Annotated in this window: 11 protein-coding genes; 1 reads left to right on the top strand and 10 read right to left on the bottom strand. The window is 39.6% G+C overall.

Annotation, left to right across the window (positions count from 1 at the left end; translation table 11 throughout):
* Positions 1–42 precede the first annotated feature (42 nt).
* Both QUG14_RS10040 and QUG14_RS10045 read right to left on the bottom strand, forming a co-directional pair.
* Positions 43–918: a YicC/YloC family endoribonuclease gene (locus tag QUG14_RS10040; RefSeq protein WP_289340383.1), complete on the bottom strand. Its 876-nt coding sequence runs from the start codon at positions 916–918 to the stop codon at positions 43–45.
* Between the two features lie 126 nt (positions 919–1,044).
* Entirely contained in the window at positions 1,045–3,723 is a 2,679-nt protein-coding gene (locus QUG14_RS10045) for a calcium-translocating P-type ATPase, SERCA-type (RefSeq protein WP_289340384.1), read from the bottom strand.
* Between the two features lie 191 nt (positions 3,724–3,914).
* Between QUG14_RS10045 and QUG14_RS10050 the strand changes: the two genes are divergently transcribed.
* The gene (locus QUG14_RS10050) at positions 3,915–5,627 is read left to right on the top strand and encodes an Rqc2 family fibronectin-binding protein (protein WP_289340385.1); all 1,713 of its coding nucleotides are present in this window, start codon (positions 3,915–3,917) and stop codon (positions 5,625–5,627) included.
* Between the two features lie 28 nt (positions 5,628–5,655).
* On the opposite strand, the gene pyrE is transcribed toward QUG14_RS10050, so the two are convergent.
* The 8 genes from pyrE to QUG14_RS10090 are packed head-to-tail and all read right to left on the bottom strand — an operon-like array spanning position 5,656 to position 15,168.
* Positions 5,656–6,288, bottom strand: coding sequence for an orotate phosphoribosyltransferase (gene pyrE / locus QUG14_RS10055; protein ID WP_289340386.1), 633 nt, complete (start codon positions 6,286–6,288; stop codon positions 5,656–5,658).
* Positions 6,285–7,001: an orotidine-5'-phosphate decarboxylase gene (pyrF, locus tag QUG14_RS10060; RefSeq protein ID WP_289344119.1), complete on the bottom strand. Its 717-nt coding sequence runs from the start codon at positions 6,999–7,001 to the stop codon at positions 6,285–6,287. The genes pyrE and pyrF overlap by 4 nt, the downstream gene beginning before the upstream one ends.
* Positions 6,994–7,917, bottom strand: coding sequence for a dihydroorotate dehydrogenase (locus QUG14_RS10065; protein WP_289340387.1), 924 nt, complete (start codon positions 7,915–7,917; stop codon positions 6,994–6,996). The genes pyrF and QUG14_RS10065 overlap by 8 nt, the downstream gene beginning before the upstream one ends.
* Positions 7,914–8,687 (bottom strand): dihydroorotate dehydrogenase electron transfer subunit, encoded by a 774-nt coding sequence (locus QUG14_RS10070; protein WP_289340388.1) that lies wholly within the window; start codon positions 8,685–8,687, stop codon positions 7,914–7,916. The genes QUG14_RS10065 and QUG14_RS10070 overlap by 4 nt, the downstream gene beginning before the upstream one ends.
* Positions 8,684–11,893, bottom strand: coding sequence for a carbamoyl-phosphate synthase large subunit (carB, locus tag QUG14_RS10075; RefSeq protein WP_289340389.1), 3,210 nt, complete (start codon positions 11,891–11,893; stop codon positions 8,684–8,686). Before carB ends, QUG14_RS10070 begins: the two co-directional genes overlap by 4 nt.
* Complete coding sequence (locus QUG14_RS10080; RefSeq protein WP_289340390.1) at positions 11,872–12,978, bottom strand: carbamoyl phosphate synthase small subunit; 1,107 nt, start codon at positions 12,976–12,978, stop codon at positions 11,872–11,874. Before QUG14_RS10080 ends, carB begins: the two co-directional genes overlap by 22 nt.
* The gene (locus tag QUG14_RS10085; RefSeq protein WP_289340391.1) at positions 12,975–14,264 is read right to left on the bottom strand and encodes a dihydroorotase; all 1,290 of its coding nucleotides are present in this window, start codon (positions 14,262–14,264) and stop codon (positions 12,975–12,977) included. The genes QUG14_RS10080 and QUG14_RS10085 overlap by 4 nt, the downstream gene beginning before the upstream one ends.
* Positions 14,224–15,168 (bottom strand): aspartate carbamoyltransferase catalytic subunit, encoded by a 945-nt coding sequence (locus QUG14_RS10090; RefSeq protein WP_289340393.1) that lies wholly within the window; start codon positions 15,166–15,168, stop codon positions 14,224–14,226. The genes QUG14_RS10085 and QUG14_RS10090 overlap by 41 nt, the downstream gene beginning before the upstream one ends.
* Positions 15,169–15,177: the final 9 nt, after the last annotated feature.

A 15,177-nucleotide genomic window follows, 5' to 3' on the forward strand; every position in this document is an offset into this window, starting at 1 on the left:
CAATAATATATTTTTGCCGTGTCAAACACTTTCTAAACCATCTTATTCAATATTTTGAACTTGTTCTTTCAACTTCTCAAGCAAACTTTTTATTTCAACTACTTTTTTTGTAATCGTTGAATCATTTGCTTTAGAACCAATCGTATTCGCTTCTCTGTTCATTTCTTGAACAAGAAAATCAAGTTTTCTGCCAATTGGCTCCATCTCGCTTAAAGTTTGCATAAATTGCTGGTTATGACTTTTTAATCTAGTTAACTCTTCATTAATGTCAATTTTATCAGCAAATATAGCCACTTCCGTTAATACACGCGTTTCATCAATTTGTCCCTGTACTAATTCCTCAATTCTTTTTATTAACCGTTCTTTATAGGCTGAGACAACTAGGGGGGCAAATTCTTTCAGTTCCTCTATCTTTGAATCCAATTGTATTAATGATGTTAGCAAATCCTTTTTAAGCTCTTCGCCTTCGATTACTCGCATCTGTTTACATAGTAATACAGCTTCTTCTGTTGCTTTAAGTACTAATTCTTCCAATTCTTCATTGCCAGCTTCGTTTTCTTCGATATGTAAAAATTCATTACGCGTTAATAAATCCTGAAGTAATACAGTTCCTTCAATATTAAATTTATCACGTGCCTGTTTGATAAACAGGTAGTATTCTTCTAGCAACTTCCAATCAACCTGAATCTTCCGTGTAACCGCACCTTCTCCTTCTATCATTATATAGACTTCTGCTCTGCCACGACGGAGATGTTCATTCAATTTTTTCTTTATTTTATCTTCAACCTTCAATAGCTGCCTAGGCATCCGAACATTGATTTCACTAAAACGATGGTTGACTGTTTTCACTTCCACATTCACAGAAAAAGAAGCCGAGGCAATCCTGCTTCTCCCAAAGCCCGTCATACTTATAACCATTAAGTACACTCCAATCATATTGAAGATGAGCGATAACCTACTATGTAAAGTATCAAATATTTATTTGCGCCAAACTAACAAAAGGTAATAGAGTCACCTCTACTACCTTTTGGATTATAACACACTTTATTTTGTTTTTCTTAACAAAAATGATCCAGCTAGTAAAAAAGTTGGAATTGAAGATAATCCAATTATTAAAAGCCAGTCTTTTGCTAAGATAGGTAAGGTGTGAAAGATTGGTTGGAATGGCGGATAATAGATAACAGCAATCATTAAAGCAAGTGATGAAATGACTGCCCATACAAGATATTGATTTCCGAATGGATTTCTAGATAGAACCGACTTTTCACTTCGACAATCAAATACATGAATCAATTGTGCCATTACAAGGGTTGCAAAGGCAATCGTTTGTGCATATGGAAGGTTTTCAGGATTCTTATTATAGACAATCATAAAGGCAAGCAACGTTACAATTCCGATGAGAAAACCCCTAGAGACTACTTTCCAGCCTAATCCTCGAGCAAAGACACCCTCATTTGGACTCCGCGGTTTTCGTCTCATAACATCTTCTTCCGGACGATCTAAACCTAAGGCCATTGCAGGTAAACCATCCGTCACTAAATTAACCCAAAGAATTTGAATGGGCACGAGCGGAAGCGGCAGTGCTAAAATCATCGCAAACAACATAACCAATATTTCGCCTACATTTGAAGCAAGTAAGTAGCGAACAAATTTCCGGATATTTTCATAGATGTTTCTTCCTTCTTCTATGGCTGATTTTATCGTGGCAAAATTATCATCTAATAATACAAGTGAAGATGCTTCCTTCGCCACATCTGTTCCGGTAATTCCCATTGCAACGCCAATATCTGCAGCTTTAATGGCTGGAGCATCGTTAACTCCATCACCTGTCATGGCCACAATATGACCTCTATTTTGTAAAGCCTTGACAATCTTCAATTTATGCTCTGGAGAAACCCGTGCGAACACCGATACATCATCTACTACTTCTTCCAGCTCATCCACTGACATGTTTGATAAAGCATTCCCGTCGAGGACCTTACTTTTCTTTGTTAAAATACCAAGCTGTGCGGCAATGGCTTTTGCTGTAATGACATGGTCACCTGTTATCATTACTGTTTTAATTCCTGCTTCATTACATTCCTTCACAGCATCTTTAACTTCTGGTCTAGGAGGATCAATCATTCCTTGAACCCCTATAAAAGTTAGTTTATTTTCTGCTTCTTTTTCACTAAGGATAACCGTATTAGTGGGAATCGGTTTAAAGGCAATGGCGATCGTCCGAAGTGCTTTTGAAGCAAGACCATTGATTGCTTCTTGAACCTGACTCTGTACATTTTGTCCCAGATATTGTGTTTTTCCATCCCAGAGGATGGACTCACTCTTTCCAATAATTACATCTGGTGCACCTTTCGTAACAATAAAATTCCTGCCCTGCTTATCTTTCACATGCATACTCATCATTTTTCTTGCAGAGTCAAAAGGAAACTCTTTGATGATTGTAAATTCATCTAATAAATTTGACCGATCCAGACCGGCTTTCATGGCACTAACAAGCAAAGCACCTTCTGTTGGATCTCCATCAAGAATATAATCTTCATCCTTGACTACTAAATCTGAATGATTACAAATCATCCCAAAAACGAGCATTTGTTGTAATGCTTTCTCATCCTTTGGGTGAACACGTGTATTATTACGGTAGAAATCTCCCCGGGGTTGATACCCGACACCATCTACTGTCCAAGTATGACCACCACTCCATAAATGGGTAACTGTCATTTTGTTTTGCGTCATTGTTCCCGTTTTATCAGAACAGATAACTGACGCACAGCCTAGTGTTTCTACTGCCGGAAGCTTTCTAACAATGGCATTTTTCTTAATCATTTTTTGTACTCCCAGCGATAGTGCAACCGTTACAATTGCTGGCAATCCTTCAGGTATAGCCGCAACAGCAAGGGAAACACCTGCTAGGAACATCGTATAAAGTTCATGCCCCTGTAAAACTCCAATCGCAACCACGAGAACCGTCAATAATAAAGCAACCGTGATTAAAATTTTACCTAACTGTTCTAAGCGGCGCTGCAATGGTGTCTCCTGTGTTTCTGCATTTTGGAGTAGGTCAGCAATTTGTCCCATAGCGGTTTTCATCCCTGTTCCGATGACTACCCCTATTCCGCTGCCCCGCGTAATCATCGTACCCATGAAGGCAATGTTTTCCATATCGCCTATACCAGGGTTAACTGTTTTTAAAGGATCTGTATGTTTAGACACCGGTACTGACTCTCCAGTAAGTGCCGACTCTTCAACTTCTAAACTCCTAGATTCGATAATCCTAACATCGGCACCAATTCTGTCTCCGCTTGTGAATTTAATAATGTCTCCAACGACAATATCTTTAGAAGGTATCTTTATCCACTGTCCTGCTCGTAAAACGGAAACTTGTGGAGCGGATAGTTCCTTCAATGCCTGCAGGGATTTTTCAGCTCGTCTTTCTTGATAGAAGCCAAGGATACCGTTAATAATGACGATTGCAATAATCGCGATCGCATCAATATACTCTCCAAGCAATCCTGATAAAAGCGTAGCTGCCAGCAATACTAAAACCATAAAATCTTTAAACTGACTAAAAAATAAGAGTAAAGCAGATTGCTTTTCTCCTTCCTGCAATTCATTAAGCCCATGCTGGGCTATACGTTTCTTTACAGTTTCTGGTGATAACCCAGACGAAAAGTCGGTATCTAAGACCTTTTCTACTTGATTTATCTCCATCTCATGGAATTTCATCCGACCATCTCACTTCCCCCTTAATTGTATGGACATACTCTAAAGAAAGCTTATTCAGCCTCGTCCAAAAAAATGCTATGATAATTTAGATGAGTTATGATTACTGAATGAACAAGCTAAAATGAGACATACTCTAACGTTGTAAGCTATACTAAAAGGAAGAACTTAGTTTGAAGTAAAGGATGTTTTCCATGTCATTTGATGGTTTATTTACAAAAGCAATGGTTGATGAACTAGCTCGGACTTTAAAGGGAGGAAGAATAAATAAAGTTCACCAGCCTTATAAAAATGAAGTAATCCTTACAATCCGTGCGAATGGAGTGAATCAAAAATTATTATTTTCTGCACACCCCAGCTACGCACGCGTACAGCTCACAAACGAAGCATATGAGAATCCGAGTGAACCGCCAATGTTCTGTATGCTGCTAAGAAAACATATTGAGGGTTATATATTAGAGGATGTATATCAAGTTGAAAATGATCGGATGATTATTTTTGAAATAAAAGGAAGAAATGAAATCGGCGATGTAAGCTATAAGCAGTTAATTATCGAAATTATGGGAAGGCACAGTAATATTGTACTGGTCGATAAAACCCGCAATATTATTCTCGATAGCGTGAAACATGTTTCGTTTGCAGTAAATAGTCACAGAGCGATTTTGCCAGGGCAGCCCTATGTATCTCCACCTGAACAAAATAAACAAAATCCATTCTTGGCTATTGAAGATGACGTACTGAAGAAAATAGACTTTAATAGCGGTAAACTTGACCGGCAGATCGTTGAGCATTTTGCTGGAACCTCACCATTGTTCGCGAAAGAAGTCATATTCCAAAGTGGTATTGCTAATCGAACAACTGTCCCAAAAACATTTATTCATATGATTCAAAGGATTAAGAGTGGAAACCTGAAGCCTTCCATAATGTCCACTGGGAATAAAGAAGTGTTCTACCTTTTTCCACTTGAACATGTAAAAGGAGAAATAAAAAGCTTTCCAACCTTAAGCGAGATGCTTGACCGCTTTTACTTTGGAAAGGCTGAACGAGACAGGGTTAAACAGCAAGGAAATGATATAGAGCGTTTAATCACGAATGAAAAAGAAAAAAACGAAAAGAAAATTGAAAAATTAGAGGATACCTTAAAAGAGGCTGAGAAAGCAGATCAACTTCAGCGCTTTGGAGAACTGCTGACAGCAAATCTTTACGCTGCCAAAAAAGGAATGAAGGAAATCGAAGTGATTGACTATTACGATGAGATGGGTGGCACAGTGGCGATTCTCTTGGATCCGCGGAAGACACCATCGGAAAATGCCCAAAAGTATTTTTCTAAATACCAGAAAGCAAAAAATTCTGTTTCGATTGTTATCGAACAAATCGAAAAGGCTCGTGAGGAAGTCATTTATTTTGACACGTTACTTCAACAGGTACAATCTGCTTCCCCTAAGGACATCCAAGAAATTCGTGAAGAACTAGTTGAAGGCGGATATATCCGAGACCGGCAAAAGCGCAATGCGAAAAAAATATCAAATGCCAAGCCCATTCTAGACCATTACCTTTCTTCTGATGGCACCGAAATTATTGTGGGTAAAAATAATAAGCAAAATGATTATTTAACCAATAAACTAGCGGCGCGAGATGAAATATGGCTTCATACAAAGGACATTCCGGGCTCACATGTTGTCATACGCAGTAAAGAACCATCTGAAATGACCATTCATGAAGCAGCGAACCTAGCAGCTTATTATAGTAAAGCGAGAAATTCAAGCTCCGTACCTGTAGATTATACAAAGGTACGTTATGTAAAAAAACCAAATGGAGCAAAGCCTGGTTTTGTTATTTATGATAATCAGCAAACATTATATGTAACACCAGAAGAGGAAATGGTTCTAAAACTTAAGAAAAAGTAAAAAAGTCCCGGATTTCCGGGGCTTTTTGTTATTCGAATACCTTACTCCATTCCGCAGGAGCTTTGCTCCATGAGAGTAAACTCTCTTGATCGTTCTGGCTTATATAGCCCTTTTCAATTGCTACCTCAACTAAATTCGCAAAATCTGTAAGTGATTCACTTTTAATCTCTTCTTGTGCGAAGGCATCTTTCCCCTTCTCAAGCCCATATGTAAAAATGGAAACCACTCCTAAGACTTCACATCCTGCTTCTCTTAGTGCGTGAACTGCGGTTATGACACTTCCACCAGTAGAAATTAAATCTTCTACCACAACCACCTTTTGACCTTGTTCTACTTTGCCTTCAATCTGATTACCTTTACCATGACCTTTTGCTTTCGAACGGACATAACACATTGGCAGGTTTAGTAACTCACTGACCCATGCAGCATGTGGAATCCCAGCGGTTGCAGTTCCAGCAATAACTTCTGCATCCGGATATTTCTCTAGAATAATCGATTGCAGCCCTTGTGCAATCTCTCTCCGAACTTCCGGGTACGAAAGGGTCAGGCGGTTGTCACAATAGATAGGTGAGCGTATACCTGATGTCCAAGTAAATGGTTCGTTAGGCTTTAATGCAACCGCTTCGATACTTAATAATTTTTCTGCTATTAATTTTTTCATACTTGAACACTCCTCCATGCTTCCATCCATTTTTGATAGCTTTTAACTGGATCCATCGATCTTGTTATGGAACGACCTACTACAATTGATGTAACGCCAGCATCCCTAGCAAATTCTGGTGTGGCAACCCTTTTTTGGTCTCCCTTATTGTCTTCTACCATCCGGATACCAGGGGTTACTGTATAAAATTGATTACCTACATTATCCCTTATAGATGATGCTTCCCAAGCAGAGCAAACCACACCGTCTAAACCTGCTTCTTTTGCTAAAGTAGCATAATGAAGAACCGATTTTTCAAGAGATCCAGATATGAGCTGTTCTTTGTTCATTTGTTCTTCTGATGTGCTGGTAAGTTGCGTCACAGCTATACAGGCAGGGCGCTTTCGTCCTTTAGGAGTTCCTTCCTCTAATCCCTCTAATGCCGCACGCATCATTTCTTTTCCACCCGCAGCATGGACGTTTACGAGATCACATTCAAGCCTTGCTAGTCCCTTCATCGCACTCTTCACTGTATTTGGGATATCATGAAGCTTTAAATCTAGAAAAATACGATGTCCATTCTCTTTTAAATATTGTATGATTTCGGGACCTTCCTGGTAAAATAGCTCCATTCCAACTTTTACAAACAGCTGATGCCCCTTAAAGGGTTGTAAAAATTGCTCCACCTCTTTACGATTTGCAAAATCAAGCGCGATGATAAGCGAGTTATCCATGGTTCTGCCAGCTCCTTCCCCTGCATTCACTGATGTGATCATAACCTAATTGCTCCAACAGCAGTGGTAATTCTTCGATAATCGTTGGGCATACAAAAGGGTCTACAAAATTGGCTGTACCAACTGCGATTGCACTTGCCCCAGCATAGAAGAATTCCACCACATCTTCCGCAGTCTCTATACCGCCCATCCCAATGATTGGAATATTTACAACTTGACTTACTTCATAAATCATTCTAAGGGCAACAGGTTTAATCGCTGGTCCGGATAGTCCACCTGTTCGATTAGCTAAAATCGGCTTTCCTGTTTTTAAATCCAATCTCATACCAACTAGCGTGTTGATCATGGTCAATCCATCCGCACCGCCAGCTTCTACTGCTTTTGCCATTTCCACAATATTCGTCACATTCGGAGAAAGCTTGACATACACAGGGACTTCCGAGACTTCTTTCACCTTACGAGTTAATTGTTTTGCAACCTCTGGAACTGTACCGAAAGCTATTCCCCCAGTTTTTACATTCGGGCAGGAAATATTTAATTCTAGTGCATGAACATTGGATGCTTTAGAAATGCTTCTGGCAACCTCTATATAATCCTCTTCCACTGAACCGGCGACATTCGCAATAATTGGAACATCAAACTGAGATAACCATGGCAGCTCATTGCTGATAACTTTTTCTAAACCAGGATTTTGCAGACCAATTGCATTTAACATGCCTGATGATGTTTCCGCAACTCTCGGGGTAGGATTACCGAATCTAGGTTCCACTGTTGTTGCTTTAATCATAATAGCACCAAGCTTACTTAAATCATAGAATTGACTATATTCCCTGCCAAATCCAAAGCATCCGGACGCAGGCATAATTGGGTTTTTTAATGTTAAACCAGGTAACTCTATGTTTAGTACTCCGCTCATATTAAAACCTCCCCGACCCGGAAAACTGGACCATCACTACAAACTTTTTTATATGATACATCACTAGGATCGCTGCTGGTCTTGCATACACAAGCAAAGCATGCGCCTACTCCACAACCCATTCTCTCTTCTAAGGAAAGAAATACCTTCTTATGTGAATACTTTTTTTCAATCGCTTTTAACATAGGAGTTGGCCCGCAAGTATATAAACAATCAAAATGTAAATCTTTGATTATATCTGTGACAAATCCCATGGTGCCGTATGAACCATCAACAGTTGTGATATAGGTCTCACCATTTTTTAAAAATTCCTTTTCAAAAAATACCGCTGATTTTGTTTGGAAGCCAAGGACATGAATTACCTTAACCCCTTTCGCAACCAATTGATTAGATAGTTCATAGAGAGGCGGAACACCGATTCCTCCGCCTACTAGTAAAGCTGTTTCCCCTGCTGTTACTTCATCGACAGGAAAGCCATTGCCTAGAGGACCGAGAATATCAAGCAGTACTCCCGGGCCTTTTTCAGCAAGTTGTGAAGTCCCTTTTCCTTCTTTTCGATAAATCATTGTAAATTGTGAACTCAACCTATCAAAAGAAGAGATACTTATCGGTCTTCTCAAAAGTGGATCTAGTGCTTTTGCAATCCGTATATGCACGAACTGACCAGGTGCTTGGATTTCATTTACAAAATCTGCTTCTACTGTGAGTTCAAAAATGTCCTTAGCGATTTCTTTTTGAGAGATGATTTTGCATAATTCCTTTTTTATCATGCAAAAACGACCTCTCTTTCTTCTTCTAAAGCCATCGCATCAGCTGAAAAATTCATGGACTCTATTACCTTTAGAATAGCGTCAGCCGTATCTAATGATGTTAAACATGGAACGCCATTTTCAACTGCTTCACGACGGATCCTAAAACCATCACGTTCTGGCTGCTTTCCTTTTGTAAGGGTATTGATAATGAATTGGGCCTCACCATTATGAATAACATCAAGCAATGTTTTGCCTTCGGAGCCAATCTTTCCAACTACACTTACTGGCAGACCAGCAGATGTAAGGACTGCCGCTGTTCCGCTCGTTGCCATAAGACGATAACCATTAGCTGCAAATCGTTTCGCAAGCTTTAGTGATTCTTGTTTATCCTTATCAGCAACAGTAAACAGTACCGTACCGAATTTTTGAATGTTCATACCAGAAGCTACTAATCCTTTATAAAGTGCTTTTTCAAGGGTACAATCTTTCCCCATTACCTCACCCGTTGATTTCATTTCAGGCCCAAGCGTAATATCAACGCTTCTCAATTTAGCAAAGGAGAAAACTGGAACTTTTACAAAAACACCTTTCTTTTCAGGGACTATCCCAGGTGAATAGCCTTGTTCCACAATTGAAAATCCTAAGAGTGCCTTTGTTGCAATTTTTGCCATCGGAACATTTGTTATTTTGCTTAAAAATGGAACCGTACGACTTGAACGCGGATTGACTTCAAGTACATATACTTGATCCTTTGAAATTACATACTGAATATTCAACAATCCAACAATGTTTAGACCTCTCGCCATTTTTTCGGTGTATTCAATCAGCGTTTGTTTGATACTATCTGAAAGTGTCTGTGGCGGGTAAACGGCAATCGAATCCCCAGAGTGAACCCCTGCGCGCTCAATATGCTCCATAATGCCTGGAATCAACACATTTTCTCCATCACAAATGGCATCTACTTCGATTTCTTTTCCTGTTAAGTAGCGGTCAACCAAGACAGGATGTTCTGGATTGATTTTAACCGCATTTTCCATATAATGAAGCAGTTCTTCTTGGCGATAGACGATTTCCATTGCACGACCACCAAGAACATATGAAGGTCGGACAAGAACCGGGTAGCCGATCTCATTAGCAATTTCCACCGCTTCTTCCACTGATAATGCTGTTTTTCCAAGCGGCATTGGAATATCAAGTTGTACAAGAGCTTGTTCAAATTTATCTCTGTTCTCTGCACGGTCTAAATCCTCAAGGCTTGTTCCGAGAATTTTCACACCATTTTGTGCTAATCCTTCAGCAAGATTAATCGCTGTTTGCCCGCCAAATTGAACAACTACACCCATTGGATTTTCTAAATCAATAATACTCATTACATCCTCAATAGTTAGTGGTTCAAAGTAAAGCTTATCGGAGATACTGAAATCAGTCGAAACCGTTTCTGGGTTATTATTGATAATAATTGCTTCAAAGCCTGCTTCTTTAATCGCTTTAACAGAATGGACAGTAGCATAATCAAACTCAATTCCCTGGCCGATTCGGATTGGACCAGAACCGAGAACAATAACACTTTTTCTGTCGGTTACAAGCGATTCATTTTCTTCCTCATATGTTCCATAGTAATACGGTGTTTCTGATTCGAATTCAGCAGCACACGTATCTACCATTTTATACACCGGAATCATGCCGCAGCTTTTACGCAGGTAGTAGATATCTTTTTCTTTCTGACCCCAAAGTTCCGCAATTTTTTTATCAGAGAAGCCTCTTTGTTTTGCTTCCTTAAGGATTTCCATATCCATCGGGTTAGAAGCAATCTTTGTTTCTAATTCGATTATTCCCTGGAACTTATTTAAGAAAAATAAGTCGATTTGGCTCCATTGATGAATGGTTTCCACGGTTATTCCTCGTTTTATCGCTTCGGCTATATAAAAGAGTCTCTCATCTCCAGCTTTGCAAATTCGTTTTTCTAGTAACTCATTACTGATTTCATCTGCACCATTTAATTCGAAATGATAAACACCAGCTTCTAACGAGCGGATTGCTTTTAATAGAGACTCCTCAAAGGTTCTTCCAATCGCCATTACTTCGCCCGTAGCTTTCATTTGTGTTCCAAGTGAACGATTCCCTGATTCAAATTTATCAAAAGGCCATCTTGGGATTTTCGTAACGATGTAATCAAGGGCTGGTTCAAAGCTTGCATAGGTCTTTCCCGTTACAGGATTAAGCATTTCATCTAACGTTAAGCCTACTGCAATTTTCGCAGCAAGTTTAGCAATCGGATAACCTGTTGCTTTTGAGGCTAGGGCCGAAGAACGACTTACCCTTGGATTTACTTCGATGATATAGTAGTTAAAGCTGTAAGGATCTAAGGCCAGCTGCACATTACAACCGCCTTCTATTCCTAGCGCGCGAATGATTTTAAGTGAAACATTTCTTAATAATTGATATTCCCTGTCGCTTAAGGTTTGGCTTGGTGCAACAACAATCGAGTCACCGGTGTGAACACCAACAGGATCAATGTTCTCCATATTACAAACGACAATCGCATTGTCATTTCCATCACGCATTACTTCGTATTCGATTTCTTTATAACCGGCAATGCTTTTCTCAAGCAAACATTGAGTTACAGGACTATGCTTTAAGCCGCTCGTTACGATTTCATCCAACTCTTCGGAATTATGGCATATTCCTCCGCCAGTCCCTCCAAGTGTATAGGCAGGGCGAACGATGACAGGGAATCCGATTTTTTCAACAAAAGCATGTGCTTCGGCTAATTCATGGATGATTTCACTATCTGGAACAGGTTCACCAAGTTCATTCATTAGAGTGCGGAATAAATCACGGTCCTCTGCTTGTTCAATCGCTGATAACTTTGTTCCTAAAATTTCAACTTCACACTCTTCTAAGACTCCTGATTTTGATAATTCAACAGCAAGATTTAAACCCGTTTGACCGCCAAGTGTGGCAAGGAGTGCGTCAGGACGTTCCTTGCGAATAATTCTGCTTACAAATTCTTCCGTTAGTGGTTCAATATAAACGGCATCCGCAATCTCTGTATCTGTCATTATTGTTGCTGGATTAGAGTTTACAAGTATTACACGATAACCTTCTTCTTTTAAGGCGATACAAGCCTGTGTTCCTGCATAATCAAATTCTGCTGCCTGGCCAATGACAATTGGTCCTGAACCAATCACTAAAATGGAGTTTATATCAGTACGTTTTGGCATGTTGTTGAAACCTCCTGTTTTTCAGATTCAATCATTGCAAGAAACTGATCGAATAAATGGTTTGCGTCTTCAGGTCCTGGTGAAGCCTCTGGATGGTATTGAACGGTAAAGGCTGGATAGTCTAAATGCTTTAAGCCTTCTACCGTTCCATCATTTAAGGCAATATGGGTAACTGCTAATTTAGTATTCTTTAATGATTTTTCTTCAACTGTATATCCATGGTTTTGTGCCGTAATCGCGATTTTTCCTGTTGCTAAATCTTTAACAGGATGGTTTGATCCTCGATGACCGAAACTCATTTTGACCGTATTGGCACCACTTGCAAGGGCAAATAATTGATGTCCTAAACATATGCCAAATATCGGTACCTGACCTAGTAGCTGCTTAATCATATGGATAGCCTCTGGGACATCTTTTGGATCTCCAGGTCCATTAGAAAGCATAATTCCGTCTGGTCTCAATTGAAGGATTTCATCAGCACTTGTGTGATAGGGAACGACAACAACATCACAGTTTCGCTTATTTAATTCTCGTAAAATACCGTGCTTCATCCCAAAATCTACGAGCACAATTCTTTTTCCCCTGCCTGGGCTTGGGTAAGAATTTTTTGTAGAAACTCTTCTAACTTGGTCAATCGGCAATTTCGTCTGTCTTAGTTTACTAATTACTTCATTAGGATCACTTTCAATTGAGCAAATTGCTCCTTTTAATGTCCCATACTTGCGAATAATCCTCGTTAATTTCCGTGTATCTACGCCTGCAATTCCAGGGATATTTTTCATTTTAAAGTATTCATCTAGTGTAAATTCACTTCTCCAATTGGAAGGGAATTCAGCAGCTTCTTTGACAATAAAGCCTTTCACTGCAGGGTTAATTGTTTCAAAATCATCTCGGTTAATACCGTAATTTCCTATCAGGGGGTAGGTCAGCATAACAATTTGCCCACAGTAGGATGGATCGGAAAGGATTTCTTGGTAGCCCGTCATTCCTGTATTAAAGACGACTTCTCCGATTGTGTCCATATGACTTCCAAAACCTTCACCTATAAATATTGTTCCATCTTCTAAAATTAACTGTGCTTTCATACTGTTACACGTCCTTTCTCCCAAACTACTTCGCCGCTCGCGATTGTCATTTCCGGCCAACCCTTACAATTCCAGCCCGCAAATGGCGTATTTTTTCCTTTAGATAAAAATTCTTGTGGATCAATTGCTTTTTCCTCGTCAAGATTTAATAGAACGAGGTCTGCTGGGGCTCCTACTTCCATTTTTCCAAAAGGAAGAGAAAAGCTTTCTGCCGGCTTTTTCGTCAAATAGTTGATTAACTGTTCAAGACTCATAATGTTCTTTAAGACTAAGTGTGTATATAGCAGTGGAAAAGCTGTTTCTAATCCAACAATTCCAAAAGGTGCAAGTTCTATTCCCTCATTTTTTTCTTCAGTTGTATGTGGTGCATGATCCGTCGCAATAAAATCAATCGTCCCATCCAACAATCCTTCAATTAATGCGTCTCGATCAGTAGTATCACGAAGTGGCGGATTCATTTTATAATTCGGATCTAGATTATCTGGGATATCGTCTTGAGTTAATAATAAATGGTGTGGTGTGACTTCCGCCGTGACTTTAATCCCTGCTCTTTTTGCATCCCTGATTACGCGAACAGATTCTTTAGTACTAACATGGCAAACATGATAATGACACCCAGTAGCTTCAGCAAGCAGGACATCTCTTGCAATCTGGACAGATTCGCATATGGAAGGAATTCCGTTTAATCCATTCCTTTTTGAGAAAGTTCCTTCATGCACACAGCCTTTATTGATAAGTGTATTTTCCTCGCAATGTGCGACAATTGCCATATTTACACTTGCTGCTTTTTGCATTGCTTCCAGCATCTTGCTCGCATCTTGAACACCGACTCCATCGTCCGTAAAGGCAAATGCTCCTGCATTCTTTAACGCCTCAAAGTCTGTTAATTCTTTTCCGATTTGTCTTACCGTGATGGAAGCATACGGTAAAACACGTACGTTTGCTGTATCCTGAATTCGTTTTTGAAGCCATTCCATTTGTTCTTTTGAATCTGGAACTGGCCTCGTATTTGGCATAGCAGCAAGTGTTGTAAATCCACCTCTAGCCGCAGCAAGTGTGCCGGTTGCAATGGTTTCCTTTTTCTCCCCGCCGGGTTCGCGGAGATGGACATGTAAATCGATAAATCCTGGAGATACTAGCATTCTATCTGCATTTACTTTTCGATCAACACTTTCTTCTATCTTCTTTTCTATTTTTACAATTTTTCCATCTTCTATTAATATATCAGCGCATTTTTTTTCTCCGTTAGATGCTATGTAGCTGGCGTTCTGAATAAGTAATTTCATTCCCATACACTCCTTTTATACTTTCTAGAGATCTCTTTAAGACAGCCATTCTGACAAATACACCATTTTCCATTTGCTTAAAAATTCTTGAACGTTTGCATTCTACTAAGCTATCGGAAATCTCAACATTTCGGTTTACTGGTGCTGGGTGCATAATAATACTGTGAGGCTTCATTGACTTTTCTCTTTCAAGGGTAAGTCCAAATTGTCTATGGTAGTCAGCCGCCGTGTAGCTTCCCTTCTTTTGATGGCGTTCATGTTGAACCCGAAGGAGCATGACGACATCCGCCTGAGCTATCGCCTCATCCACATGTCTAAACCTTGAAGCACTTAAACTATGGAGATCAAACCATTCCTCTGGTCCTGAGTAAATCACTTCTGCTCCTAATCTTGTTAGCGTATCCGCATTGGACCTTGCCACCCTGCTATGCCTGATGTCACCAATAATAGCAATTTTTAATCCTATGAAAGTTCCAAATTCCTGGTAGATGGTCAAAAGATCTAAAAGTGATTGAGTCGGATGATGACCGCAGCCATCTCCTCCATTAATGATCGGAATATTTATTTTTTCAACGAGTTCATCAAAGTAACGATCTTGACCGTGACGAATTACTACCGCATTCACGCCAATGGATTCGAGTGTTTTTACCGTATCGTACAGTGTTTCTCCCTTTTGTACACTTGAAGTTTGGACTTCAAATGGAATGATATTTAAACCAAGTCTTCTTTCTGCCATTTCAAAACTTGATTTTGTTCTTGTACTAGCTTCAAAAAACAAGTTTGCAGAAAACAATTGACCTTCTGGGCGCCATTTCATTCCGTCAGCAAAACGCTGTGCATCTGTTAATAGTTGATTAATCTCTTCCACTTTTAACTCATTTGTGGTTAGCAAGTGATTTAACATGCTATTCCC

It is taken from the genome of Neobacillus sp. CF12, from assembly GCF_030348765.1.
GTDB lineage: Bacteria > Bacillota > Bacilli > Bacillales > Cytobacillaceae > Neobacillus.

Bases quoted from the DNA above. Each gene is read 5' to 3' on its own strand.
- QUG14_RS10080 (WP_289340390.1), bottom strand. From the start codon at position 12,978: ATGAAAGCACAGTTAATTTTAGAAGATGGAACAATATTTATAGGTGAA.
- QUG14_RS10045 (WP_289340384.1), bottom strand. From the start codon at position 3,723: ATGAAATTCCATGAGATGGAGATAAATCAAGTAGAAAAGGTCTTAGAT.
- QUG14_RS10050 (WP_289340385.1), top strand. From the start codon at position 3,915: ATGTCATTTGATGGTTTATTTACAAAAGCAATGGTTGATGAACTAGCT.
- QUG14_RS10090 (WP_289340393.1), bottom strand. From the start codon at position 15,168: ATGTTAAATCACTTGCTAACCACAAATGAGTTAAAAGTGGAAGAGATT.
- QUG14_RS10040 (WP_289340383.1), bottom strand. From the start codon at position 918: ATGGTTATAAGTATGACGGGCTTTGGGAGAAGCAGGATTGCCTCGGCT.
- QUG14_RS10065 (WP_289340387.1), bottom strand. From the start codon at position 7,917: ATGAGCGGAGTACTAAACATAGAGTTACCTGGTTTAACATTAAAAAAC.
- carB (WP_289340389.1), bottom strand. From the start codon at position 11,893: ATGCCAAAACGTACTGATATAAACTCCATTTTAGTGATTGGTTCAGGA.
- pyrE (WP_289340386.1), bottom strand. From the start codon at position 6,288: ATGAAAAAATTAATAGCAGAAAAATTATTAAGTATCGAAGCGGTTGCA.
- QUG14_RS10085 (WP_289340391.1), bottom strand. From the start codon at position 14,264: ATGAAATTACTTATTCAGAACGCCAGCTACATAGCATCTAACGGAGAA.
- pyrF (WP_289344119.1), bottom strand. From the start codon at position 7,001: ATGGATAACTCGCTTATCATCGCGCTTGATTTTGCAAATCGTAAAGAG.
- QUG14_RS10070 (WP_289340388.1), bottom strand. From the start codon at position 8,687: ATGATAAAAAAGGAATTATGCAAAATCATCTCTCAAAAAGAAATCGCT.